Below are 23581 nucleotides of genomic sequence, written 5' to 3'. Positions count from 1 at the left end.
GATGAAGTCATATTCTATCACGGATGTGGGACAGAAGCGGACAGTGAATCAGGATTTTGTATTCACGTCTGAGACCCCTGTGGGCAATCTGCCAAACCTCTTTGTAGTTGCTGACGGCATGGGCGGACACAAGGCAGGAGATTTCGCTTCCAGTTATGCGGTAGAGGTTCTGCTCTCTACTATCAGGGAAGATGAAAACAGCAATCCGGTGAAAATCATCCGGGCTGCGATCGAGACTGCCAACACCCAGCTGCTGAGAGAAGCATCGGACAATGAGGCGATGAGCGGCATGGGCACCACTATGGTGCTGGTGACCATTGTAGGGCATTATGCATATGTGGCCAACGTGGGAGACAGCAGGCTGTATCTGATTGATGAAAATAAGATATCGCAGATCACCAAAGACCATTCTCTTGTGGAGGAGATGGTCCGCATGGGAGAGATATCCAGGGATGATGCAAGGAATCACCCGGATAAAAATATTATTACCAGAGCACTTGGAGCAGGAAGAGATGTGGATGTGGATTTCTTTGACGTTCGCCTGACTCCGGGTGACATTTTGCTGCTTTGCTCAGACGGTCTTTCCAATATGGTGCCGGATGAGGATATCAGGCAGGTGATACTGACCAGCGAAACGCTGGAGGAGGCGGGCCGCAGGCTTGTTTCCATGGCAAACGACAACGGAGGCAGAGATAATATAGCAGTAGTTCTGGTAGAACCAGAGACAAAAGAGGTGGAAGTATGTTAAATGTGGGAGTTATCGTAGGAGAGCGGTACGAGATTGCCGGCAGGGTAGGCTCCGGCGGTATGGCCGATGTCTATAAGGCAAAGGATCATAAATTAAACCGTTTTGTAGCCATGAAAGTTCTGAAGCCGGAATTCAGCGCTGACACGAACTTCATTAAAAAGTTTCAGAGGGAAGCCCAGGCAGCAGCCGGACTTGCCCATCCCAATATTGTAAATGTATTTGACGTTGGAGAGGACCAGGGGATCAATTATATTGTTATGGAACTGGTGGAAGGTATTACTTTAAAAGAATACATCTCCAAAAAAGGCAAACTGACCGTAAAAGAGGCAACCAGTATTGCGATCCAGGTGGCAATGGGACTGGAAGCTGCTCACAACAGAAATATTGTGCACAGGGATATTAAGCCCCAGAATATTATTATTTCTACAGACGGCAAAGTGAAGGTGACGGACTTTGGTATTGCCAGAGCCGCATCCTCCAACACCATCAGCACCAACGCTATGGGTTCTGTACACTACAGTTCACCGGAGCAGGTGCGCGGCGGTTACAGTGATTATAAGAGTGACATTTATTCCCTGGGTATCACCATGTATGAAATGGTCACAGGCAAAGTTCCCTTTGACGGGGATACCACTGTGGCGATCGCCATCAAGCATCTGCAGGATGAAATGATCCCCCCTTCCGAATTTGTGCCTGAGCTTCCCCACAGCCTGGAGGAGATCATTTTAAAATGTACACAGAAAAGCCCGGACAGACGTTACAGCACGCTGGCTGAGCTGATCAATGACCTGAAGCATTCCCTGATAGATCCAAACGGAAGCTTTGTCAATCTGGCTCCTCTGAGCAATCATGCACAGACTGTAGTCATCTCACCGGATGAGATGAAGGAGATCAAGAATGCGGCCTATACTCCGTCCGGCTCCGGCCGTTACAGCGATGATGACGAGGATGAGGATGACGACGATTACGGCTATGACGACGATGAGGATGATGACGAGGATGACGATGACAACGGCAAAGGGATCAGCACAAAGCTTGAAAAGGCCATGACCATCGGCGGACTGATCGTGGGAGCGATCATCATCTGTATCCTGGTATATTTTATTGTGTTTGCATCCGGCGGTTTGAAATTTGGCGGCAAGGATAAAGACAATGATAAAAAGGTTGAAAATACGGATAACTCCGATAAAGAAAACAGCGAAAAAGTTGAAGTTCCGGATCTGACAAACAGTACACCGGATGAAGCACGTACCGCCCTTAACAACCTGAAGCTGGGCTACAAAAAAGGCGGAGAGGAACCCTCCGACACAGTGGAGGCCGGAAAGATCGTCCGTCAGGAAACAGAGGCGGGAACAAAAGTAGACCCCCATACGGAAATCGTATGTTATATCAGTACAGGAACCCAGGAAGTGGAGATTCCAGACCTGGAGAACGAAACCCAAACATCAGCAGAGGCAACTTTAAAAGAGCTGGGATTGCAGACACAGATCAATAAGGCAAACAGCAGTTCTGTGAGCATCGGAAATGTTATTTCCACAGACCCGGCGGCAGGAACCTCCGTGAAGTCAGGCACCACAGTGACGCTGACCATCAGTATCGGTGAAGGCGATACGGCAGCAAGAGTCCCGGATGTGCGCGGATGGGCCGAAGCAGATGCCAAGACAGCTCTTTCTGATGCCGGTCTTGTGCCGGTGGTACAGACTGGTTCTGACCAGACTGTGGACGTAGGTGAAGTGTATGACCAGAGTGTAGCTGCGGGAACGAGAGTGGATGCAGGTACTACAGTGACCATATATGTGAGAAGTGAGGATGCCTCCGGTGAAACACCTACGGGTGAAGGAGGAACCTGGAAAGCTGAAGGCCAGGCACTGGGACAGCCTGCAAGCTATCAGGGCGGCAAAGTCAAGATAGAGCTGGTTCAGACAGATGACCAGGGTAACACCTATTCTGATCAGTCCATGGAAGTGGAAAATCCAGAGTTTCCGCTGTCTATCAGCGATCTTACGGGACACCCGGGAATCACTACCGGTACAGTAGGTCTCTATGAATGGATTGGCGACAGCTATCAGATCATTGACCAGTATGATGTAACATTCCAGAAGGTAGATTAATGCAGGGAAAGATTATCAAAGGAATTGCCGGATTCTACTACGTAAAAGCAGTAGGATCCGGAATTTATGAATGTAAGGCAAAAGGAATATTCCGCAAGGAGAAGATCAAACCCCTTGTGGGGGACAATGTAGAGATTGAGGTCCTGAGTGAAGAGGAAAAGCTGGGAAATGTAGTGGATATCCTTCCTAGAAAGAATGAGTTGATCCGTCCGGCGGTGGCCAATGTGGATCAGGCACTGGTCATATTTGCTGCCAGGGAGCCGAAACCAAACTTCTCTTTGCTGGACCGCTTTTTGGTTATCATGGAGCGCCAGGAAATTCCCGTGGTCATCTGTTTTAACAAGCAGGACCTGGCTGATTCCGGGGAGGCAGACAGAATGCTGGAAATTTACACCTCCTGCGGCTACCGGGTATTGATGACCAGCGCTGCCCGGAAAGAGGGACTGGATGAGCTGAAGGAAATTCTGCGTGGCAGGACCACAACCGTGGCAGGCCCCTCCGGTGTGGGAAAATCTTCCCTCACAAATCTCCTGCAGCAGGGAGTGGTGATGGAAACCGGAGAAATCAGCAAAAAGCTGGGCAGAGGACGCCATACCACAAGACATTCCCAGATCATTGAGGTAGAGCCTGATACGTATCTTCTGGATACACCGGGATTTACTTCTTTTTATGTGGAGGATATGGATAAAGAAGAGCTGCGCCACTATTTCAGGGAGTTTGTTAAATATGAGGGAACCTGCCGTTTCCAGGGCTGTACCCACACCCATGAACCTGGATGCAGTGTAAAAGCAGCGCTTGAGGCGGGAGAAATCCCAAAAGAACGATATGAAAGCTATCTGGAGCTTTACCGGGAGCTTGCAGACAAGAGGAGGTATTGAGGATGAGATACGAACTATCGCCCTCCATTCTGGCAGCAGATTTTGCGTGTCTGGGGGAACAGATAAGCCAGGTGGAAAAGGCCGGGGTAAACTGGCTTCATATTGACGTTATGGACGGGAATTTTGTACCCAGTATTTCCCTTGGGATGCCGGTCATCGCATCTATCAGAAAAAAAAGCAGTCTGTTCTTTGATGTGCATCTGATGGTACAGGATCCGGAGCGTTATATTGAAGAGTTCAAAAAAGCTGGTGCTGATATGCTTACCGTACATGCTGAGGCATGCCCGCATCTGGACAGGACACTGAACTGTATCCGTGAGGCCGGTATGAAAGTCGGCGTTGCCCTGAACCCGGCGACTCCTCTTGTGGCAGTGGAACAAGTGCTGGAATTGGTGGATATGGTCCTTCTTATGACAGTAAATCCCGGATTCGGCGGTCAGAAATACATCCCCTATTCAGCGGATAAGATCCAAAGACTGAGGAAAATGCTGAATGACAGAGGTCTTACAGCTGATATCCAGGTGGATGGAGGCATTTCCGCAAAGACCATTGACCAGGTCCTGGAGGCAGGCGCTAATATTCTGGTGGCCGGTTCGGCTGTCTTTGGCGGGGATATTTTGGCGAACACCAAGGCGTTGACGGAAAAAATAGAGGAATTCCGGAACAGGCAGTGACAGTTGTGCGAAGAGAGGAACATAGAATATGGACACAATACTTTTGTGCGGCGGCCATATGGAAGACGCGTTTGTGCTTGGCTGTATAAAGAAAATAAGCCCGGACTGCATCATTGGCGTTGACAGAGGGCTGGAATTCTGCTACAGGAACAAGATCGTTCCCCAGTATATCCTGGGCGATTTTGACAGCATCGATCCCGAGGTGATCCGGTGGTACAGAAGCCAAGAGGAAATACCCATCCGGGAATACAAGCCGGAGAAGGATGCCACAGATACCCGCATGGGTCTGGAACTGGCTATGGAGCTGGGCAGCGACCGGATCTTCCTGCTGGGGGCAACGGGCGGCCGTCTTGACCACTATATGGGAAATCTGCAGTCCCTGATCGTTCCTGCCAAGTGTCATAAAGAGGCCTGGATCCTGGATGAACAAAATGCCGTCACTGTTCTCTGGGACAGCCGGACGATCAAAAAAAGGTGTGCTTTCGGCAAATATATCTCTTTTTTTTCTATGGGCGATGAGGTGCGGGGAATCACACTTTCCGGGTTCAAATACCCTCTGAAAGATTATAATATGACAAATTTTGATGGGATCGGTGTCAGCAATGAGCTGGCCGAAGATACAGCATTAGTGGAATTTCGACAGGGATATCTGCTGATGGTCATGTCAAAAGACAGATAAAAAGAACGAAAAAAGTCGATAATTTTTTAACGGTTGTCGAATAACAAGGCGGGTCAAAGGCTTGATTCGCCTTTTTAGGTGTGTTAGAATAATTCCATGTGAAGGAATACAGAAGAAAAGAGGACATATAAAATGAAGTTAGGAATTGTCGGTTTACCGAATGTAGGGAAGAGTACCCTTTTTAACTCTCTGACAAAAGCTGGAGCGGAGTCAGCAAACTATCCGTTCTGTACGATAGATCCCAATGTGGGCATTGTGGCTGTGCCGGATGAGCGACTGAAACTCTTAGGGGATTTTTATCATTCCAAAAAAGTGACGCCGGCGGTAATTGAATTTGTGGATATTGCAGGGCTTGTGAAAGGGGCATCCAAAGGAGAAGGCCTTGGAAATCAGTTCCTTGCCAATATCCGGGAGGTGGATGCCATTGTTCATGTTGTGAGATGCTTTGAGGATGAAAACGTAGTACATGTTGACGGAAATATTGACCCGCTGCGCGACATTGAAACGATAAATCTGGAGCTGATATTCTCAGATTTGGAGATATTGGAGAGAAGGATTGCCAAAACAACAAAATCTGCCCGTATGGACAAAGAGGCAGCAAAAGAGCTGGAGCTTTTAAAGAAGCTGAAGGCTCATCTGGAGGATGGAAAACCTGCCTCCACATTTGAACCTGATAACGAGGATGAGGAAGGCTTTATGAAAGATTACAACCTCCTCACCGGAAAACCGGTCATCTACGCGGCTAATGTATCCGAGGATGACCTTGCAGATGATGCAGTCTCCAATCCTCACGTACAAAAGGTAAGGGAATATGCAGAAGAGACAGGAAGCGAAGTGTTCGCACTGTGTGCTCAGATAGAGCAGGAGATCGCGGAGCTGGATGATGATGAGAAGAAAGAATTCCTGGAGGATCTGGGAATAGAGAAGTCAGGGCTGGAGAAACTTATAGTAGCCAGCTACAGGCTGCTTGGACTTTTAAGCTTCCTCACATCCGGTGAAGATGAGACCAGGGCATGGACCATAAAGGTAGGTACCAAAGCGCCGCAGGCGGCAGGAAAAATACACACGGATTTCGAGCGCGGCTTTATTAAAGCCGAGGTAGTGAACTACAGGGATTTACTCGACTGCGGTTCCTATGCAGGCGCCAGGGAAAAAGGCCTGGTCCGCATGGAAGGAAAAGACTACGTTGTGCAGGACGGCGATGTGATTTTATTCCGCTTTAACGTTTAAAGGAGGCTTACTTATATGGATATGTCCATTCGCTTTCCGCATCTGGGGATTTCACTGCCCCATGTGGGAAAAACAATCACAATTTTTGGCTTTGATATCGCTTATTACGGGATCATCATCGCTCTGGCCATGATTGTGGGAATCTCCATTGCCATGAAAGAGGCAAAGCGCACGGAGCAGAATCCGGACACTTACCTGGACATGCTAATGATTACCATGGTAACTTCTGTAATCGGGGCGAGAGCCTTTTATGTTATCTTTTCATGGGAAGACTATAAAGACGACCTGATACAGATATTCAATACCAGAAACGGCGGCCTGGCGATCTATGGGGGGATCATTGTCGGTGCCGTCACGGTTTACATTTTCGGCAGAGTGAAAAAGATGAATTTTCCGCGGACAGCGGACACAGTATGCATGGGACTTGTTGCCGGCCAGATCATTGGACGGTGGGGCAATTTTTTCAACCGGGAGGCCTTCGGCGGTTATACAGACGGGCTTTTCGCCATGCAGCTCCCTGTCTCAGCAGTCAGGAAAAATGAGATCACATCTGCTATGTGGGACCATCTGGTAACGATAGGCGGTGTGGAATACATCCAGGTTCATCCCACATTCTTCTATGAAGGATTGTGGAACCTGGGAGTCCTGCTGTTCCTGTTGTGGTTCCGAAAAAAGAAAAAATTCCAGGGAGAGTTGTTTTTATGTTACCTGGCAGGTTACGGAGCCGGCAGGCTTTGGATAGAAGGACTTCGTACGGATCAGCTTTTGATCCCGGGTATAGGAATTCCGGTGTCACAGGTGTTATCCGCCGTTCTCGTGGTATGTTCCCTTATGCTTATCGTACACAACAGAAGGAAGAGGCTGAAAGAACAAGGAGTGTAGCGATGAGAGATAAAGAGTTAGAAATACGAATAGAAGACGCACGGCAGAGACTGGACAGGGCAATCACTGAAAAACGAGGCATGCAGACCATTATGGCACTCAGCCAGATCTTAGACCGTTTGATTGAAGAACATATTTGTATCAACCAGAACAACGCAGAGCTTGTGGGGTAGTAAACGTTCAGATAAGCAGAATTGTAACGTGGGCGGCCCCACCACCGCTGCCATATATTGGAAACTCTTAAAAAGAATCGGCAAAATAGCGTAAAATCATTGATTTTACGCTATTTTTCGATTCTTTTAATATTTCTAAAGAATGTATGTTCCCCTTGCTTTTTTCCCGGTTGTGTTATAGAATGGGCATGTAAGTGGTAGAAAGTGGTGAAAAGTGGTGGCAAATGGGGAGCTAGTGGCAGAAGCGCCTGTTGTCCCATGGAGGGTGCGAAGGGGAGACTCGCATCTTCACGAAAGAAGGTGACATTCATATGTTCATGGGAGAGTATAGTCATACAATCGACGCAAAAGGAAGACTGATCATTCCGGCTAAATTCCGCGATGAGTTAGGCGAGGATTTTGTGCTGACCAAAGGTCTGGACGGTTGTCTGTCTATCTACCCGAACAATGAATGGAAGGATTTCGAGGAAAAGCTGAAAGCTTTACCGCTTAATGATAAAAATGCAAGGGCCTTCGTACGTTTTTTTGTTTCCAGTGCAACACAATGTGAACTGGACAAGCAGGGGAGAATTCTCGTACCGGTTACGCTGCGGGAGTTTGCTGGTCTGTCGAAGGATGTGGTGCTCACAGGAAACCTCACCAGGATTGAAATCTGGAGCAAGGAAAAATGGATGGAGAACAGCAATTGTGAAGATATGGATGCCATTGCAGAAGGGATGCAGTCCATGGGTATCTTAATATAATTGCAGGAAGGTCGAGGAAACTATGGAATTTAAACACAAATCCGTATTGTTAGAAGAGACAATCCGGAATCTGAAGGTAAAACCGGATGGGATTTATGTTGACGGAACGTTAGGAGGCGGCGGCCACGCCTATGAGGTGTGCCGGCAATTATCTGCCAAGGGGAGCTTGATAGGTATAGATCAAGACGAAGCTGCAATCGAAGCTGCGGGTGAGCGGTTACAGGAATTTGGAGACAGAGTTACGATCATCCGCAGCAACTATTGCAACATGAAAAAAGAACTGCAGAAAATAGGGATCACGTCTGTGGACGGGATCACACTGGATCTGGGTGTTTCGTCCTTTCAGCTCGACAATGCCGAGCGTGGGTTCACCTACAGGGAGGACGTGCCCTTAGATATGCGTATGGACCAAAGAGGCAGCCGTACCGCAAGAGATATTGTAAATACTTATACTGAAAACGAACTGTATCGTGTACTCCGGGACTATGGGGAAGAAAAATTCGCTAAGAAGATCGCCAGAAATATCTGTACGGCGAGAACGGACAAGCCTATAGAGACCACCGGAGAACTGATTGAACTTATAAAACAGTCCATTCCCATGAAGATGAGAGCAGTGGGTGGACATCCTGCGAAAAAAACATTTCAGGCAATTCGTATCGAGCTGAATCAGGAGCTGGAAGTCTTGAGAAATTCCCTGGATGATATGATCGAACTGTTAAATGACGGCGGACGTATCTGCATTATCACGTTCCATTCTTTAGAAGACCGCATTGTGAAGACTATTTTTAAGAGGAATGAGAACCCATGCACATGTCCGCCGGATTTTCCGGTCTGTGTGTGTGGAAAGATGTCGATGGGGAAGGTCATAACCAGGAAACCAATACTTCCCAATGAGGAGGAGATTGCTGAGAATAAGCGTTCCAAGAGTGCAAAGCTGCGCGTCTTTGAACGGATTAGAAATGAATAGGCGGAGAAATCTGAATCGGGGTTGATTTCATGAAAAAGGTATCCGGAAGTGAGGGATATGACAGCAGAAAAGTAAATAGAGGCACCGGGTATTATGTGGATGGGAACACGGTCCGCCGTGTAGAGGAAGTACCCCAGCGTAAAAAAAAGCAGGTAAGTACAGCCGCACAGAAGAACAGAGCCAGAAACATGCAGATGAGCAAAGGGTATGTTATGTTTTTAGCAGTGATGTGTGTGGCTGTCTTGTTTGCATGTGTGTATTTTCTGAAACTGAAATCCGAACTGACAGAGCAAAAGAGCCAGCTTACCTCAGAGGAACTCAAGTACAGCCAGTTGAAGGCTGAGAATGATGCCTATTACAGCGAGACGATCTCCAGTGTGGATCTGGATGCCATCAGAAAAAAAGCCATTGAGGAGCTGGGGATGAAATTTCCCACAGAGGATCAGATCAAGTATTATACACCGGGCGGCAGCAGTTATGTGAGACAGTATCAGGATGTGCCGCATAAGTGACGGTACATAGGACAAAGCAGGTGATAGATTGAATAAACAGGAATCAAAGAAAAGAAAAATGACAGGTACCATGAAAAAAAAGCTGGCGGGATTGTTTGTGTTGATTCTGCTGGCTTTCGTGTTTCTGATCATCGGCATTACTATTATCAATGCCAAGAGCGGGGACAAATACACCAAACAGGTGCTTGCACAGTCCCAGCAGCAGTACGACAGCACCACGATCCCTTACAAACGTGGTGATATTCTGGACAGAAGCGGCAATATCCTGGCCACCAGCATAAAGGTTTATAATGTCATTCTGGACTGCCAGGTGGTGAATTCCAGGGAAAGTTTCAAGGAGCCTACAAAACAGGCGCTGTCCGAATATCTGGGGATCGATGAGGACACCGTGGAAGAACTGCTTACCAGTGAAGAGACAAAAGACAGTCCTTACCAGATCTTAAAGAAGCAGATCTCCATGGATGAAAAAAAGAACTTTGAAAAGATGACAGAGATCCCGGCGGATAAAGAGGAGGCAAAGGCACTCTCCGAGGAAGAGACAGTGCGCAGGAATAACACACAGGGCGTGTGGTTTGAGGAGGATTATGAGAGAACGTATCCTCTCAATGAACTGGCCTGTGATGTGGTCGGCTTTACCTATTCCGGGAATACGGCGGACTGGGGGCTGGAGGGATACTACAACAGCACTCTGAACGGTACAGACGGCAGAAAGATCGGTTATTTCAACGATGATGCTTCCCTGGATCAGAATATAATTGACCCTGTCAATGGAAATAGTCTGGTAACCACTCTGGATGTAAATATCCAGAGCGTAGTGGACAAATATATTGAGGCCTTTATGGAGAATCTGAAGGACGGACCCAATACAGATTACCGGGGAGCCAGGAACATAGGCGTAATCGTGGCAAATCCCAAGAACGGGGAAATTTTGGCTATGGGCAGTAATGATCCTTATGATCTGAATAACCCGAGGGATTTGACAGCCCAGTATTCTGACAGTGAGATCAAGGCCATGAATGATGACCAGACAAAAGAAGCCCTTTACAAGATGTGGAGGAATTACTGCATAACGGATGCCTATGAACCCGGCTCTGTGGTGAAGCCCATTACTGTTGCATCTGCTTTGGAATCCGGAAGCATTACAGAGGAGGATACCTTTGTGTGCGACGGCGGAGAGCAGGTGGCTGACCGGTATATCAACTGTGCGGTTTATCCGGACTCTCACGGGACAGAAACTGTGGGGGAAGCAATCCAGAATTCCTGCAATGATGCCCTGATGGCAATTGGGCGGAAAATGGGGAAGGAGACACTGCTTTCCTATCAGGACAAATTTAATTTCGGAACAAGGACGGGAATTGACCTTCCGGGAGAGGGAACAGGGATCCTGTTCAGTCTGGACAACATGTTCGACACAGAGCTTGCGACGACCACCTTTGGTCAGGGCTTTACCTGCACCATGATCCAGGAGATCGCGGCGATCAGTGCATGCATTAACGGAGGCACTTACTATCAGCCGCATTTGGTGAAAGAGATCAGGGACCAGGATAACAATACCATAAAGAGTATCAGCGGAAATGTCTTAAAAGAGGTGATCTCCCAGGAGGTTTCCGCAGATATCAGAAAATATATGGGTATGAGTGTGGAGCACGGCACCAGCCAGACCGCCAAGATTCCCGGTTATTCCATGGGAGGCAAGACCGGTACTGCTGAGAAGGTTCCCAGGGGAAACCATAAATATTTGGTATCCTTTGTGGGATTTGCGCCTTTGGATGATCCGGAAGTGGTGATCTATGTGGTAGTGGATGAGCCGAATGTGGAGGAGCAGGCAAGCAGTACATATGCCCAGTATATCGCCCAGGCCATCCTCTCAGAGATCTTTCCGTATCTGAACATTTATCCGGATCAGCAGACAGACCAAAAACTTCAGTTGTGGGATGAATTTACGGGAACCAAAAGGATGGATGAAAGCGTCAACGGGGAGGACGGCAATGGCCCTTCAGGTGTGGTCATTGACGGTACGGAGAACCCGGATATGCCGGAACCGCCCCAGGATGATTCTGAAGAAGAGATCGATCATAATGACGCGGAGAGTGACGGAATTACAAACGAGGATGCGGGATTCGACGACGAGGATTATGATGAGCAGGAGTGAGAGAAACTAAGCATATCCGCTGTGAAAACCGCAGACAGGATTCATGGCAGTGGGAGGGAATGCAGTACAGATGATAAATCTGTGCAGCATTCCCTTCTTTTTTTCGCGGGGCTGTGCATATATTTATAAGGATAAGCTGCAGGGGAACCGGGAATGAAAAAAAACAGGACGTACCACAAGAAGAAGACAGTGATCGTGTTTGCCGCCTGTGTGCTGATGCTTGCAGGGCTTATGGGCCGTATGGTCTATCTCATGGTGATAAAGTCTGATTACTATGCAAAGAAGGCGGAACAGCTCCACGAGAGAGAGCGTGACATCAAAGCCGCCAGGGGCAGGATCATTGATGCAAAGGGGGAGATCCTGGCAGATAACAAGGCTGTTTGTACCATATCTGTTATACACAGCCAGGTAAAGGAACCGGATAAGATCATTGCCATGCTCCAGAAGGAGCTGGGACTTTCTGAGGAGACAGCCAGGAAAAGGGTAGAGAAGGTTTCTTCTATTGAGAAAGTAAAGACAAATGTGGAGAAGGAGGTGGGGGACAGAATCCGGGAATACGGTCTTGCAGGCGTCAAGGTGGATGAGGATTTTAAACGCTACTACCCCTGCAATGAATTGGCCTCAAAGGTACTTGGATTTACGGGAGGAGACAATCAGGGGATCATTGGGCTGGAAGTGTGGTACGATGACATTCTGAAAGGCATAGACGGCAAGATCCTTACCACCACAGACGCCAGAGGCGTGGAGATTGACGAACTGGGGGAAAGCCGTGTGGAACCGGTGGCGGGATATGACCTGCACATCAGCCTGGATAAAAATATTCAGATGTACGCCCAGCAGGCAGCGGAGAAGGTCATGGAAGAAAAGCAGGCAGACGCCGTCTCCATCCTGTTCATAAACCCACAGAACGGGGAAATTTACGCGGATGTAAATGTTCCGGAGTTTGATCTCAATGAACCCTTTACCCTGAATACAGACGCGGATACCTCCGGCATGACCGATAAGGAGAAGCAGGATGCCTGTAATCAGATGTGGAGAAATCTGACCATCAACGATACCTATGAGCCGGGGTCCACATTTAAGATCATCACTATGGCAGCCGGGCTGTCTGAGGGGGTAGTCAGCATGAATGACACCTTTTCCTGCCCCGGATTTAAAATTGTGGAGGACAGGAGGATCCATTGCCATAAAAGGACAGGACATGGCGCGGAAAACTTTGTACAGGGTGCCATGAACTCCTGTAATCCGGTATTTATCGAGGTTGGTCTGAGACTGGGGGTGGACAATTACTATAAGTATTTCAAACAGTTCGGGCTGCTGAAGAAAACGGGGATCGACCTTCCCGGGGAGGCAGCTACCATTATGCATAAAAAGTCAAACATCGGACAGGTGGAACTTGCAACTATTTCTTTTGGCCAGTCTTTCCAGATCACGCCGATCCAATTGGCCACAACCGTCAGCTCCATCATCAACGGGGGCAGAAGGATCACACCCCACTTTGGGGTCAAGGTGACAGATGAGGATGGAAATCTGGTGGAAACCCTGGAGTATCCGGAGGAGAAAGGGGTGGTGACAGAGGAGGTATCTGAGGAGGTGCGCTATATTTTGGAAAAAGTAGTCTCTGAAGGCTCCGGAAAGAATGCGGCCATTGAAGGCCGGACCATCGGGGGCAAGACAGCTACATCCCAGACGCTGCCCAGAAGTGCCAACCGGTATATTTCCTCCTTCCTGGGATTTACACCGGCTGAGACGCCTCAGATACTTGGAATCTGCCTGATCCATGACCCTCAGGGCGTCTACTACGGCGGTACCATAGCGGCTCCGGTCATCCGGGATATCTATGAGAATATTCTTCCATACATGGGGATAGAAGGCTGATACCTGACTTTTGCCAGACTGCTTTTTTGCAGTCTGGCGCATGTCCCTGGGTTATGGTCTTCTCTGTGCCCGGAAGAGCCCCTGCCGCCGTGAAACCGGGCAGCTGAATAGTTACGGTTGATAAATGAGGACAAAAGCTTTATACTATAACCAGTGTTGTCAAAAGGGAGTATGGCGGCAGCCTTTTTTGCGCTCCCGGGACAATGGCCTGTGAACAGCAGCTAAAAAATACATAAAAATGAGGTGTGTTATGACAGAGTATAAGATGGTACTGCCTGTGCTGACAGCATTTATAGTCAGTGTGATTCTGGGGCCTATCATTATCCCCTATTTACGAAAGTTGAAAATGGGGCAGACTGAGCGGGTAGACGGCGTACAGTCCCATTTGAAAAAGGCGGGGACGCCAACCATGGGCGGAATAATATTTCTGCTCTCCACAGTGGTCACCTCCCTGTTTTATGTGAAGGATTATCCGAAGATCATCCCTGTATTGTTTCTGACACTGGGATTCGGGCTGATCGGCTTCTGGGATGACTACCTAAAGGTGGTCCTGCGGCGGTCGGACGGGCTTCTGGCCTGGCAGAAGATGCTGTGTCAGCTTGTGGTGACAGGGATCTTCGCTTTTTATCTGATGAGATTCACAGATGTATCCATGACCATAAAAGTGCCTTTTGCAGCAGGCTATGAGATAAATCCAGGATTTCTTACGGTACCGCTTTTGTTTTTTGTGGTCATCGGCACTGTGAACGGCGTGAACTTTACAGATGGTCTGGATGGACTGGCCTCCTCTGTCACGATCATGGTGGCCACCTTCTTTTCTGTGGTTGCCATTGGGACAAAGAGCGGCATTGAGCCTATCACCTGTGCGGTAGTGGGAGCGCTGATGGGATTTTTACTGTTTAATGTCTATCCCGCCAAGATCTTTATGGGGGATACAGGTTCCCTGGCACTGGGCGGCTTTGTGGCAGGCACAGCGTATATGCTGCAGATGCCTTTGTTCCTGCTGATCGTGGGATTGATCTACGTGGTGGAAGTGCTCTCTGTCATGATCCAGGTGACTTATTTTAAGGTATCCCACGGCAAAAGAATTTTTAAGATGGCACCTATCCACCATCATTTTGAATTGTGCGGCTGGTCTGAGACAAGGGTGGTAGCCGTATTCTCTATTATTACAGCCATTCTGTGTCTGATCGCACTGCTGGCATTATAAGAAAGGAAAAAGTGAAATGGACAGAACAAATTTAAAAGGAAAACGTGTACTTGTATTTGGCTCAGGAATCAGCGGCATCGGCGCAGTGCGTCTGCTGGAAGCGGTACAGGCTGACGTGATATTATATGATGGGAATAAAGCGCTGGACAAAGAGGAGATAAGAGGGCGCCTTCCCAAGAATGCTGCCTGTGAAATTGTCCTTGGAGAACTGCCGAAAGAGCTGCTGGCATCCCTTGACCTGGTGGTAATGAGCCCTGGAGTCCCTCTGGATATTGCCCCGGTGGAGGCTATAAGGCGTGAGGGGATCCCGGTGTGGGGTGAAGTGGAGCTGGCTTACCGCATGGGCGCGGGCACGGTGCTTGCCATAACAGGAACCAACGGAAAGACTACCACCACAGCTCTCCTGGGTGAGATCATGAAGGCGTATGCCAAGTCTGTCTTTGTGGTGGGTAACATCGGAAACGCCTACACAGGCGCTGCCCTTTCCATGACGGAAGAGAGTTATACGGTGGCGGAGATCAGCAGCTTCCAGCTTGAGACAACCATGGAATTTCATCCTAAGGTATCCGCTGTCCTGAACATTACGGAGGACCATCTGAACCGCCATCACACCATGGAGGAGTACATCCGGGTGAAGGAGATGATCGCGGGGAACCAGACAAAAGAGGATTTCTGTGTTCTCAATCATGAGGATGAGGAGCTTCGGCGGTTTGCCCAGGTATGTCCGGCAGAAGTGGTCTTCTTTTCAAGCTTACATAAACTGGAAAAAGGAATTTTCCTGGACGGAGGGCAGATTGTCATGCGCACCGGGTCAGAGGAGATTTTAGTGGCAGAGACGAAGGAGTTGAAGCTGTTGGGACGCCATAATCATGAAAATGTCATGGCGGCGGTAGCTATGGCCTATTGTGCAGGAGTTCCCATGGATACCATTCGGCAGGTGATCCGAAACTTTACCGCAGTGCCCCACAGGATCGAGTTTGTGGCTGAGATTGACGGTGTGGCATATTATAATGATTCCAAGGGAACCAACCCTGACGCGGCCATCAAAGGGATACAGGCCATGAACAGGCCCACCCTTCTGATCGGCGGCGGATACGATAAGGAGTCTTCCTATGAAGAGTGGATCCGTGCATTTGAGGGCAGGGTGAGATATCTGGTCCTTATCGGGCAGACAAAAGAGAAGATTGAGAAAGCTGCCCACAGTTGCGGGTTCATGAGTACGATCCTGGCGGAAGACCTGGAAGAGGCTGTTAAGATCTGTGCGGAGAAGGCAAATCCCGGAGACGCTGTCCTTCTGTCGCCTGCCTGTGCAAGCTGGGGACAGTTTGACAACTATGAGCAGAGGGGAGACAAATTCAAAGACTATGTAAAAAGTCTGGAAGCGGCCCAGCAGAGTACCTGAAAATCATAAGGAATAATCCGGTGCGGCAGGCAATATAATGCAGTATGAGCAAAAATGAAAGGGAAATGCGTGTGGAGAAGAGATACCTCAAAAGGCATTCGCTGTCAGGTGCGGCAGCTGCTGCGGATCAAAAGGTAAATGAGCAGCAGAAAAGACGCATGGATGGAACGCTTTTAATTCTCGTACTGCTGCTGGTTGTCTGTGGTCTGATCTTTTTATATAGCACGAGTGCATATAATGGCAGGGTGAAGTTTCATGACCCTGCCTATTATTTTAAAAAGCAGCTTTTTGCCACCTCTTTGGGTATGATGGGGATGTATCTGGTGTCCTGCATGGACTACCATGTCCTCACAAAGATGGCTCCCTTTTTGTATGTGGTGTCCATGGGTCTGTCCCTGGCGGTACTTCTGTTCGGAGACGAATATAACGGTTCCAAGCGCTGGCTGTCCATTGGGCCTCTGTCCTTTCAGCCCTCCGAGTTTGCCAAGGTGGCGGTTATCCTGCTGCTCACCTATGTGATAACAAATTCCCGGAAACGGCAGGACAGTCTTCTGCACATGGCGGGAACTATGGCTCTGCTCCTTCCCATTGTAGGCCTTGTAGGTACCAACAATCTGAGCACAGCCATTATTATTCTGGGCATTGGAGTTATCCTGATCTTTGTCTCCAATCCCAAATACCTGCCCTTTGTGGGAATCGGAGGTGTGGGAGTGCTCTTTATCGGAATCTTTTTGAGTATGGCCAGTTACCGTCTGGAGCGTATCGCTATCTGGAGAAATCCCGAGAAGTATGAGAAAGGGTTTCAGACCATCCAAGGTCTGTATGCCATCGGCAGCGGCGGTATTTTCGGCAAGGGTCTGGGGAGCAGCCTGCAGAAGCTGGGATTTGTGCCTGAAGCGCAGAATGATATGATATTTTCCATTATCTGCGAGGAGACAGGTCTCATTGGTGCCTGTCTGCTGATCCTGATCTTCGCACTGTTGATCTGGAGGCTCATGGTGATAGCCACCCATGCCAGGGACCTGTGCGGTGCCCTGATCGCGGCGGGGATCATGGGACATATGGCTATCCAGGTGATCCTGAATATTGCGGTAGTCACCAACACCATACCAAATACAGGGATCACCCTTCCCTTTGTCAGTTACGGCGGAACATCGGTTTTATTTCTGATGGGAGAGATGGGTCTGGCACTGTCTGTGAGCAGAACGCGCTCCCCCTAAAGCGTTCCAGGCGCTGCCCGCAGAGCGAACCGTAACCTTTTTCCCCTCTCTGCATACAATAGTGTATAGCCAGGAGGCGGGAGGAAAGGTAAGACTTGAATGAAATTAGGATAGAAGGCGGAAATCCGCTCACAGGCGAAGTAAGGATACAAGGTTCTAAAAATGCGGCGTTGCCAATGATGGCGGCCGCTCTTTTGCATAAAGGGAAAAGTGTACTGCACCATTGTCCAAAGATTGCGGATGTCTTTGTTATGGAGGAAATCCTGCGGGAGCTTGGCATGCAGATCCATCACGAGGGAGATACTCTGACTCTGGACCCTGCCCATGTGGAGAGGACAGAGATAGACTGCTGTGAAGGCCAGAAAATGCGCTCTTCAGTGATTTTACTGGGAAGTCTTCTGGGAAGATACCACAGTGCGTCTGTGCCCCATCCGGGCGGCTGCGTCATTGGGGAGCGTCCCATTGACCTGCATCTGTACGCTCTGGAACGGCTGGGCGCAGTATTTGAGGAGAAAGAGGGGGTTCTTGTGGCCGGGACAGATGGGCTTGTTGGGAACACCATACATTTTCCTAAAGTGAGCGTGGGAGCTACTCAGAACGCGGTGCTGGCCTCTGTGCTTGCAAAAGGGATCACACATCTGGAGGGATGTGCCAGAGAGCCGGAAGTGGTTTGGCTGTGCCGCTTTTTAAACGCCTGCGGCGCAAAAATTGAGGGAACGGGAAGTGATTCCCTTACGATCACAGGTGTAGAGGAGCTGCATGGTACCGAGTTTACCGTACCCGCAGACCGGATCGTTGCAGGAACCTATGTGTGTGCCTGCGCGGCTACCAGAGGAGAGATGGTCCTGGACGGCGCACCTGTGGAGGAAATGGAAGCCCTCATGAGGGTGTATGAGAAAATGGGTGGACAATATGAAGTAATCGGTGGTAAACTGTCTTTGTGCAGCAGGTGGGTGCAGGTTCCGTTGAAGAGACAGTGTACAGAGGTTTATCCGGGATTTCCCACGGATTTACAGTCACCCCTTATGGCGGTACTGTGTACCATACCGGGAGAGAGCTGCCTGGTGGAGACAATTTTTGAGGACAGATTTAAGACAGCATCACAGCTTCGGCACATGGGAGCAGAGGTCCGGGTGGACGGCAGGAAAGCTGTTATCCGAGGCGGGACGTTACATGGTGCGGCTGTGGAGGCACAGGAACTGAGAGGCGGAGCAGCCCTTGTCATAGCAGGGCTGGCGGCGCAGGGGGAGACCCTTGTGAGGAACAGGCAGTATATTGAGCGGGGATATGAGGATATCTGCCGTGATCTGTCACAGCTTGGCGCCGTGATTGAGAGAGATTAAAGGGGAACATGTATGGACAGGAAAAAACACAGGATATTCTGGGGCTGCCTGGCAGCGGCCATATTAACAGCCATTGCGGTATTCTTTGCCTGCTTTCAGATTACCAGTGTTAAAGTAGAAGGAAATAAGAACTATACGGAAGATGAAATCAAAAAAATGGTGCTGTCAGGCCCTCTTTCGGGCAATTCAGTGCTGGTGAGGTTTCTCGATCCTGATAAAAGAACAAAAGATGCGGAATTTATCAATAAAGTCTGGCTGGAGAGGACAAGCCGTCACAGCCTGGTGATCCATGTCAGGGAGAAAGAGCTGATAGGCTATGTAAAATTTTTGGACGGCAACTTATACTTTGACAGAAATGGTATTGTGCAGGTGAGCACCACAGAAGAGTTGGAGAATATACCCAATGTGGAGGGGCTGAAGCTTGATAAGGTGGGGGTGGGAGAGAAGATCCCCGGACTTGATAAGAGCAGTCTGAGCCTCATCTTAAGCGTTACCAAGATGTTGGAAAAAGGCGATGAGAAACCGGACAGGCTGGTGCTGGATGAGAAGGGGCAGCTTGTGCTCTATTACGGAAAAGTGGAAGCGCGCATGGGCTCTGACAAGAATATGGATGAGAAGATGAGCAGGCTTTTAGGCATTATTCCCCAGCTTGGCGGCATGGAAGGTGTCCTTCATCTGGAAAATGTGGATGAGACTTCAAAAAATGTAGTTTTTGACAAGGTGCTGAGTGAGGCAGAGCAGGAAGCGCTGAAGAAGAATAAAAACGGCGGCACGGATGACCAGGATTCGTCTGATGAGGATGAGGATGGTGACGGCTCCGCAAATGACGACAGTTCCGGCTACGATGACTCCGGAGACGAGGGAGCAGATTACAGCGAAGAGGAGACCGGCTACGAAGAGGGCAGTGGATACGATGAGACTTCTGAATATGAAGACGGCTCCGGTGATGAGGATGGTTCCGGATATGAAAGCGATGGTTCCTATGACGGCTCAGATGATGGTTCCGGGGCGGAATAACAGAGGAATTTTGTTTTTTATGGGACACAAATCGGGAAATTTTGATGTTTTTTTTAAAATTTTTGTGAAAAAATAAATTTACCAGTTGATTAATTTTCCAAAAGACTATATTATATATCCCCATCTTTGACAGCTAAAATCCGTAGAATGCCTTAAACAAGGCTTCCTACGGATTTTTTAGTAGTTAAAAATGTAGCTATATATTATTACTTTTTCTTCTTGGATGTACGTATTACTTTACGCATATTTACATCGGTTATGATCTGATAATCCGTACGGAAACCTGCTGATTCATGCAGGGCATCCGTGAGATCTGTTCTTGTATATACAGGAGTGTAACCCATCTTTTCGCCGGGACGGGCCATAACCATACTTTTCAGTGTGCTCAGGATTTCCTCGCAGGTATATTTTTCATCCAGCTTCTTTTCAAGTGTCCGGTATACTACAAGGGCGATAAAGCATGTGATGAAATGGGCACGGATGTGGTCTTCTGTCTGAAGATATACAGGACGGGCCCTGAAGCCGGTCTTCATAATCCGGAAACATTCCTCAATCTCCCAGCGTTTCTTATTGATTCTTACAATCTCATCTACTCCCATGTCGTTAAGGTTCGTACATACGGCATAGAAACCATCATAGCGTTCCTCTTCCTGAATGGCATCTGTATTCAGGTAAACCCTCTCTTCGGAGCAGATTTCCCCGTCTTTCGTTGCTTTATCTCTGGATATAAACCGGTGGGGATCATTCTGGTTTTTGGGCCGTTGCTTGTAGTTCCCGCTGTCAATAAGCTGCAGGGCCCGTTCCACCTGCCCGTTCCTGATTTTCCTCTGGTAGTTTTTATATTTCAATGAAAATGAAATGATCAGGTGCTGTTCTAAAGGTTTTGTACCGCTTTTGATTTTCCTTTGGGAAAGGTCTTCTTTGATCCAGCGGTCTTTGTAAAAAATCTTATTGTAATCTCTGGTTTCATCAATCTCATCAAGACTGAAAGACTTGTCAGAACCTGCAAGATGCCATCCGGCCGGATCAAGTGCGAAATCTTTGAGGTATCCGGGAAGCTGTTTGACGGACTGTGTGGTAATAAAGCTGCGGATCTGTACCCCGCCAAGTGTCCTGTCATTGAACTTCCTGTTTGTTTTTGAAGAAAGCCCGGCATCCGTGCAGACAACAACCTGTCCAAGGCCATAATCCTGGAGCACCTTCTTCTCCAAGGGCTTCAGGGTGGGCTGCTCATTCTGGTTTCCGGGATAAATATCGAAGGCCAGTGGAATCCCGTCATAATCCATAAATAACCCCATGCCCACGATAGGAAGAGGCTGGTGTTGTTTACTTTTTCCGTACCGGCGTAGGTCATCGGCCTCTTCCAGTTCAAAGAAGTAATTCGTGCAGTCATAGTAAAGGATATCCTTTCTGCGTTCTATGGCTTTTTGGCTGTTTTTGTAAAGCTGTGCCTGTATAAAATCGTTCTCTTCTGAAAGGACAGAAAGCGCGCGGTAGATATCATGAAGTTCAAAGGTTGGCTGTTCTACGAATTTGGCAGCCTGTTTATTGGAAGAGAGCTTTGAAGAGGGGAAAAGTATTCTGGTATAAATAAGTTTTGAGAGGACATCATTCAGGTCATATTCAAAAGAATGACGGGATGAGATATCCCTGCAGATCTTATCCAGTCCCAGACTATAGTAAATGCTCTGTAGAAAGAGGTAGCCGCAGTTGAAAAGTTTTTGCTCCCCCTTTTTGAGAAGCCTGGAAGGGGAATAGCTGACAATGATCTCTTTGTTTTCATCATACTCCCTGCGGTTCAATTCGTTGACGTACTCCTGTGCCCACACGTAGGGATCTTTTCCGCCAGCCTTAGCGGTAACTTCTGTTAGGTTTCCGAGTTTTTCCACGGTTATCGTAGTCACGCTGCCGTTGGGTTTCCGAATCGTTTTTTGGACATAAAAGGATGCAGAATTTTTCGATTTGCTGACTGTAAGTTTCATGTTGCTCACCTCCTGCCCTTATTATATCATATATAGCCATAAATAGCTACAACTAAATGGATAAAATTTGACAAAAAAAATACAGGCTTTATGCGGCCTGCAGGTGTTTTTCTTTTGTTCAGCTGTCAAACTTCCGAGATGATGGTTCCGGGGCGGAATAACAGAGGAATTTTGTTTTTTATGGGACACAAATCGGGAAATTTTGATGTTTTTTTTAAAATTTTTGTGAAAAAATAAATTTACCAGTTGATTAATTTTCCAAAAGACTATATTATATATCTATATGCATCATGAGGGTACTTAGAATTACCGTACCTGGGTTTTCAGAAGATTATTAATAAATGCCTTTTGAGAACATGAAGAGAAACATAGACAGATAAACCTGATTACTGAAATCATACACGTCAGTGTAGCCGAATACGGATAAGATGCAGATATCTGTGTTCATGAAGAAGCAGCGAAGTGGATATCATAACCCGCTTTACAACATACGAGGGAAGCTAAAGGAGGAAGTACTTTGTTAGAGATAATGACAAACGAAGCTGAATCATCTGCAAAAATTATAGTGATTGGTGTAGGTGGAGCTGGTAATAACGCAGTCAACAGAATGGTGGAAGAAGCTATCGGCGGAGTGGAATTCGTCGGAGTCAATACAGATAAACAGGCCCTGACCTTGTGCAAGGCACCGACTGTAGTACAGATCGGTGAGAAGCTGACAAAAGGCCTTGGTGCAGGCGCTAAGCCGGAGATCGGTGAAAAAGCGGCTGAGGAGAGCATCGAGGAGATCAAGCAGGTACTGCAGGGTGCAGATATGGTATTTGTCACCTGTGGTATGGGCGGCGGAACCGGAACAGGTGCCGCACCGATCGTGGCAGGCATGGCAAAAGAGATGGGTATCCTGACCGTAGGCGTTGTCACAAAACCTTTCCGTTTTGAAGCTAAGACCCGTATGACAAACGCGCTGACAGGTATTGAAAAATTAAAAGAGAATGTAGACACACTGATCGTCATCCCAAATGACCGTCTGCTTGAGATCGTAGACCGTCGGACTACCATGCCGGAAGCTCTCAGAAAAGCAGATGAGGTTCTGCAGCAGGCTGTACAGGGCATTACAGACCTGATTAATCTGCCTGCACTGATCAACCTCGACTTTGCGGATGTTCAGACTGTCATGATCGACAAGGGTATTGCTCATATCGGTATCGGTGAGGGCAAGGGCGACGACAAGGCTATGGAAGCTGTACAGCAGGCCGTATCCAGTCCGCTTCTCGAGACAACCATCGAGGGTGCTTCCCATGTTATCATCAACGTATCCGGAGATATCTCTCTTATGGATGCCAACGATGCAGCCAGCTATGTACAGGATCTTACCGGAGAAGATACCAATATTATCTTTGGTGCCCTGTATGATGATAAAGAAGCTGATTTTGTAAGGATCACTGTGATCGCTACCGGACTGGATGATGAGACAGCAAGGAAACCAAGCGTGAGCAGAGACAAGAAAGCAGCGAGACAGGAAGAGCCGGTACAGCAGCAGACACCGGTACAGCCGCAGCAGCAGGCGCCGTCATACGGACAGCCTCAGCAGCAGCCGGCATTTAAGATGCCGTCCTTCCAGCCGCAGCAGGGCTTCGGAGGTACACAGCAGGGTACATTCACAAGTAATGTACCGAAAAAGGACATCCAGATTCCGGATTTCCTGAAGAACAGAAGATAAATCTAAATCACACAGGATAAAGGGGCAGTCCGGGAATCGTTGCGGACTGCCTTTCGTGTATCA

The 23581-nt window shown here is 48.3% G+C and carries 20 protein-coding genes; 19 read left to right on the top strand and 1 reads right to left on the bottom strand.

Features of this window, described 5'->3' with window-relative positions:
* Nucleotide 1: 1 nt before the first annotated feature.
* The 18 genes from BLCOC_RS20110 (at nucleotide 2) to BLCOC_RS20025 (ending at nucleotide 19819) form a co-directional block, all read left to right on the top strand.
* Complete coding sequence (locus tag BLCOC_RS20110) at nucleotides 2-748, top strand: Stp1/IreP family PP2C-type Ser/Thr phosphatase (protein ID WP_115623161.1); 747 nt, start codon at nucleotides 2-4, stop codon at nucleotides 746-748.
* The gene (gene pknB, locus BLCOC_RS20105) at nucleotides 742-2859 is read left to right on the top strand and encodes a Stk1 family PASTA domain-containing Ser/Thr kinase (RefSeq protein WP_115623160.1); all 2118 of its coding nucleotides are present in this window, start codon (nucleotides 742-744) and stop codon (nucleotides 2857-2859) included. Before BLCOC_RS20110 ends, pknB begins: the two co-directional genes overlap by 7 nt.
* Nucleotides 2859-3737, top strand: coding sequence for a ribosome small subunit-dependent GTPase A (gene rsgA / locus BLCOC_RS20100; RefSeq protein WP_018598421.1), 879 nt, complete (start codon nucleotides 2859-2861; stop codon nucleotides 3735-3737). Before pknB ends, rsgA begins: the two co-directional genes overlap by 1 nt.
* Before the next feature lie 2 nt (nucleotides 3738-3739).
* Entirely contained in the window at nucleotides 3740-4411 is a 672-nt protein-coding gene (rpe, locus tag BLCOC_RS20095; protein ID WP_115623159.1) for a ribulose-phosphate 3-epimerase, read from the top strand.
* Between the two features lie 28 nt (nucleotides 4412-4439).
* Nucleotides 4440-5090 carry a thiamine diphosphokinase gene (locus tag BLCOC_RS20090; protein ID WP_018598419.1) on the top strand — a complete coding sequence of 217 codons (651 nt, stop codon included), beginning with the start codon at nucleotides 4440-4442 and terminating at the stop codon, nucleotides 5088-5090.
* A 132-nt stretch (nucleotides 5091-5222) separates the two neighbouring features.
* Complete coding sequence (gene ychF / locus BLCOC_RS20085) at nucleotides 5223-6320, top strand: redox-regulated ATPase YchF (protein ID WP_018598418.1); 1098 nt, start codon at nucleotides 5223-5225, stop codon at nucleotides 6318-6320.
* A gap of 15 nt (nucleotides 6321-6335) precedes the next feature.
* Nucleotides 6336-7202 carry a prolipoprotein diacylglyceryl transferase gene (lgt, locus tag BLCOC_RS20080; RefSeq protein WP_115623158.1) on the top strand — a complete coding sequence of 289 codons (867 nt, stop codon included), beginning with the start codon at nucleotides 6336-6338 and terminating at the stop codon, nucleotides 7200-7202.
* A 2-nt stretch (nucleotides 7203-7204) separates the two neighbouring features.
* Nucleotides 7205-7375 carry a Spo0E family sporulation regulatory protein-aspartic acid phosphatase gene (locus BLCOC_RS20075; protein WP_018598416.1) on the top strand — a complete coding sequence of 57 codons (171 nt, stop codon included), beginning with the start codon at nucleotides 7205-7207 and terminating at the stop codon, nucleotides 7373-7375.
* A 311-nt stretch (nucleotides 7376-7686) separates the two neighbouring features.
* Nucleotides 7687-8118: a division/cell wall cluster transcriptional repressor MraZ gene (mraZ, locus tag BLCOC_RS20070; RefSeq protein WP_018598415.1), complete on the top strand. Its 432-nt coding sequence runs from the start codon at nucleotides 7687-7689 to the stop codon at nucleotides 8116-8118.
* A 22-nt stretch (nucleotides 8119-8140) separates the two neighbouring features.
* Entirely contained in the window at nucleotides 8141-9085 is a 945-nt protein-coding gene (gene rsmH, locus BLCOC_RS20065; protein WP_029468299.1) for a 16S rRNA (cytosine(1402)-N(4))-methyltransferase RsmH, read from the top strand.
* A gap of 29 nt (nucleotides 9086-9114) precedes the next feature.
* On the top strand, nucleotides 9115-9597 hold the full coding sequence (locus BLCOC_RS20060) for a hypothetical protein (protein WP_018598413.1): 483 nt from the start codon (nucleotides 9115-9117) through the stop codon (nucleotides 9595-9597).
* A gap of 28 nt (nucleotides 9598-9625) precedes the next feature.
* The gene (locus BLCOC_RS20055; RefSeq protein WP_029468301.1) at nucleotides 9626-11749 is read left to right on the top strand and encodes a peptidoglycan D,D-transpeptidase FtsI family protein; all 2124 of its coding nucleotides are present in this window, start codon (nucleotides 9626-9628) and stop codon (nucleotides 11747-11749) included.
* Nucleotides 11750-11902: 153 nt separating this feature from the next.
* Nucleotides 11903-13627 carry a peptidoglycan D,D-transpeptidase FtsI family protein gene (locus BLCOC_RS20050; RefSeq protein WP_018598410.1) on the top strand — a complete coding sequence of 575 codons (1725 nt, stop codon included), beginning with the start codon at nucleotides 11903-11905 and terminating at the stop codon, nucleotides 13625-13627.
* 250 nt (nucleotides 13628-13877) lie between these two features.
* The gene (gene mraY / locus BLCOC_RS20045; RefSeq protein ID WP_029468303.1) at nucleotides 13878-14837 is read left to right on the top strand and encodes a phospho-N-acetylmuramoyl-pentapeptide-transferase; all 960 of its coding nucleotides are present in this window, start codon (nucleotides 13878-13880) and stop codon (nucleotides 14835-14837) included.
* A gap of 16 nt (nucleotides 14838-14853) precedes the next feature.
* A complete protein-coding gene (gene murD / locus BLCOC_RS20040) occupies nucleotides 14854-16239 on the top strand; it encodes a UDP-N-acetylmuramoyl-L-alanine--D-glutamate ligase (RefSeq protein WP_018598408.1) in 1386 nt (461 codons plus the stop codon).
* 158 nt (nucleotides 16240-16397) lie between these two features.
* Nucleotides 16398-17459, top strand: a complete 1062-nt coding sequence (locus BLCOC_RS20035; protein WP_026255770.1) for an FtsW/RodA/SpoVE family cell cycle protein — start codon at nucleotides 16398-16400, stop codon at nucleotides 17457-17459.
* Between the two features lie 95 nt (nucleotides 17460-17554).
* The gene (murA, locus tag BLCOC_RS20030; RefSeq protein ID WP_029468305.1) at nucleotides 17555-18802 is read left to right on the top strand and encodes a UDP-N-acetylglucosamine 1-carboxyvinyltransferase; all 1248 of its coding nucleotides are present in this window, start codon (nucleotides 17555-17557) and stop codon (nucleotides 18800-18802) included.
* Between the two features lie 12 nt (nucleotides 18803-18814).
* The gene (locus BLCOC_RS20025) at nucleotides 18815-19819 is read left to right on the top strand and encodes a cell division protein FtsQ/DivIB (RefSeq protein WP_018598405.1); all 1005 of its coding nucleotides are present in this window, start codon (nucleotides 18815-18817) and stop codon (nucleotides 19817-19819) included.
* 206 nt (nucleotides 19820-20025) lie between these two features.
* Here the strand turns inward: BLCOC_RS20025 and BLCOC_RS20020 are convergent, their stop codons facing one another.
* A complete protein-coding gene (locus BLCOC_RS20020) occupies nucleotides 20026-21801 on the bottom strand; it encodes an IS1634 family transposase (RefSeq protein WP_115623156.1) in 1776 nt (591 codons plus the stop codon).
* Nucleotides 21802-22330: 529 nt separating this feature from the next.
* Between BLCOC_RS20020 and ftsZ the strand changes: the two genes are divergently transcribed.
* Complete coding sequence (gene ftsZ / locus BLCOC_RS20015; protein WP_018598404.1) at nucleotides 22331-23518, top strand: cell division protein FtsZ; 1188 nt, start codon at nucleotides 22331-22333, stop codon at nucleotides 23516-23518.
* Nucleotides 23519-23581 lie beyond the last annotated feature (63 nt).

It is taken from the genome of Blautia coccoides, from assembly GCF_034355335.1.
In the GTDB taxonomy this organism is placed as follows: Bacteria; Bacillota; Clostridia; order Lachnospirales; family Lachnospiraceae; genus Blautia; species Blautia producta.
The sequence above is the reverse complement of the archived record's forward strand: the minus strand, read 5'-3'. Positions and strand labels throughout refer to the sequence as shown.

Excerpts from the sequence above, each read along its gene's own strand:
- BLCOC_RS20110 (WP_115623161.1), top strand. The coding sequence starts at position 2 with ATGAAGTCATATTCTATCACGGATGTGGGACAGAAGCGGACAGTGAAT.
- pknB (WP_115623160.1), top strand. The coding sequence starts at position 742 with ATGTTAAATGTGGGAGTTATCGTAGGAGAGCGGTACGAGATTGCCGGC.
- rsgA (WP_018598421.1), top strand. The coding sequence starts at position 2,859 with ATGCAGGGAAAGATTATCAAAGGAATTGCCGGATTCTACTACGTAAAA.
- rpe (WP_115623159.1), top strand. The coding sequence starts at position 3,740 with ATGAGATACGAACTATCGCCCTCCATTCTGGCAGCAGATTTTGCGTGT.
- BLCOC_RS20090 (WP_018598419.1), top strand. The coding sequence starts at position 4,440 with ATGGACACAATACTTTTGTGCGGCGGCCATATGGAAGACGCGTTTGTG.
- ychF (WP_018598418.1), top strand. The coding sequence starts at position 5,223 with ATGAAGTTAGGAATTGTCGGTTTACCGAATGTAGGGAAGAGTACCCTT.
- lgt (WP_115623158.1), top strand. The coding sequence starts at position 6,336 with ATGGATATGTCCATTCGCTTTCCGCATCTGGGGATTTCACTGCCCCAT.
- BLCOC_RS20075 (WP_018598416.1), top strand. The coding sequence starts at position 7,205 with ATGAGAGATAAAGAGTTAGAAATACGAATAGAAGACGCACGGCAGAGA.
- mraZ (WP_018598415.1), top strand. The coding sequence starts at position 7,687 with ATGTTCATGGGAGAGTATAGTCATACAATCGACGCAAAAGGAAGACTG.
- rsmH (WP_029468299.1), top strand. The coding sequence starts at position 8,141 with ATGGAATTTAAACACAAATCCGTATTGTTAGAAGAGACAATCCGGAAT.
- BLCOC_RS20060 (WP_018598413.1), top strand. The coding sequence starts at position 9,115 with ATGAAAAAGGTATCCGGAAGTGAGGGATATGACAGCAGAAAAGTAAAT.
- BLCOC_RS20050 (WP_018598410.1), top strand. The coding sequence starts at position 11,903 with ATGAAAAAAAACAGGACGTACCACAAGAAGAAGACAGTGATCGTGTTT.
- mraY (WP_029468303.1), top strand. The coding sequence starts at position 13,878 with ATGACAGAGTATAAGATGGTACTGCCTGTGCTGACAGCATTTATAGTC.
- murD (WP_018598408.1), top strand. The coding sequence starts at position 14,854 with ATGGACAGAACAAATTTAAAAGGAAAACGTGTACTTGTATTTGGCTCA.
- BLCOC_RS20035 (WP_026255770.1), top strand. The coding sequence starts at position 16,398 with ATGGATGGAACGCTTTTAATTCTCGTACTGCTGCTGGTTGTCTGTGGT.
- BLCOC_RS20025 (WP_018598405.1), top strand. The coding sequence starts at position 18,815 with ATGGACAGGAAAAAACACAGGATATTCTGGGGCTGCCTGGCAGCGGCC.
- BLCOC_RS20020 (WP_115623156.1), bottom strand. The coding sequence starts at position 21,801 with ATGAAACTTACAGTCAGCAAATCGAAAAATTCTGCATCCTTTTATGTC.
- ftsZ (WP_018598404.1), top strand. The coding sequence starts at position 22,331 with ATGACAAACGAAGCTGAATCATCTGCAAAAATTATAGTGATTGGTGTA.